The organism is Janthinobacterium sp. UMAB-56 (genome assembly GCF_900095265.1).
Taxonomy (GTDB): domain Bacteria; phylum Pseudomonadota; class Gammaproteobacteria; order Burkholderiales; family Burkholderiaceae_D; genus Janthinobacterium.
The window spans coordinates 217574-218650 of sequence record NZ_LT607659.1 but is presented as its reverse complement, the minus strand read 5'-3'; the positions used below and the strand labels follow the sequence as shown (position 1 = coordinate 218650).

General features: G+C 66.3%; 1 protein-coding gene and 1 pseudogene. Both read left to right on the top strand.

The window, feature by feature from the left end; genetic code table 11:
• The coding region (locus K0F85_RS28870) for a PD-(D/E)XK nuclease family protein (RefSeq protein ID WP_257572847.1) at positions 1-754 on the top strand (754 nt) is incomplete at its 5' end.
• Positions 751-1077, top strand: a pseudogene (locus tag K0F85_RS28865) (exodeoxyribonuclease V subunit alpha); the annotation flags it as partial. The gene K0F85_RS28870 and the pseudogene K0F85_RS28865, both read left to right, overlap by 4 nt.

Below are 1077 nucleotides of genomic sequence, written 5' to 3'. Positions count from 1 at the left end.
CGCGTCGCCGCTGCAGGCGGGCGACGCACCATGGCACCGCTTCCCGCGCGGTTCCGTACCCGGCAATTTCCTGCATGAGCAGCTGGAATGGATGGGCGGCGAAGGTTTTGCTTGCGTCCACGACGAACATTTCGACACGCGCCTGGCCGCGCGCTGCGAGCGGGCGGGCTGGGGCCACCGCCAGGAAGATGCCATCGCCTGGCTCCGGGAAATTGCCAGTACGCCGCTGCCGCTGCTCGACGCGTCGCTGTCGCAGTTGGACAGCACACTATCCGAGATGGAATTCTGGTTCCCCAGCGAGCATTTGTCCACCGGCGCGCTCGATCAGCTGTGCACGCGCTTGCTGCTCGATGGCGCGCCGCGCCCCGTGCTGCCGCGACGCCAGCTGCACGGCATGTTGAAAGGCTTTGCCGACCTGGTCATCGAACGCGATGGGCGCTACTGGGTGCTCGATTACAAGTCGAACGCGCTGGGCGCCAACGACGCCGCCTACCACACGCAAGCGCTGGCGTCGGGCATGGCGCAGCACCGCTACGATATCCAGGGCGCCATCTACATGCTGGCGCTGCACCGGCTGCTGAAAAGCCGGCTCGGTGATGCCTACGACCCGGCCGAGCACCTGGGCGGCGCCATCTTCCTGTTCTTGCGCGGCATCGCGAATGCGGATACCCATGGCTGCTACTGGCTGGCGCCGCAACTGGAACTGCTGGACGGCCTCGATCAATTGTTATCTGAAGAAGTGGAAATAGCATGAAGCATGAGGAACACGATGAAGCGGCCCTGGGCGCCTTGTTGACGCATGTCGACGGCGTCGCCGAGGCGGGCCATCTGCGCCGCCTGAGCGCCGCCTTTGCGCGCTTCATCGCCAGCCTGGACGACAATGCGCCGAATGCGCGCGCCGTGGCCGTGGCCTGCGTGGTGCTTGCCGAACTGGAAGGGCGGGGGCACAGCTGTTTGATGCTGTTTGATCTGGCCAGCGAAGCGTCGCAACTGCTGGGCTGGAGCGAGGAGCTGTGGCATGGCGTGCTGGCCGTCTCCGGTGCCCTGCCGGACAGCGTCGCTGGCTGGCGCGCGCTG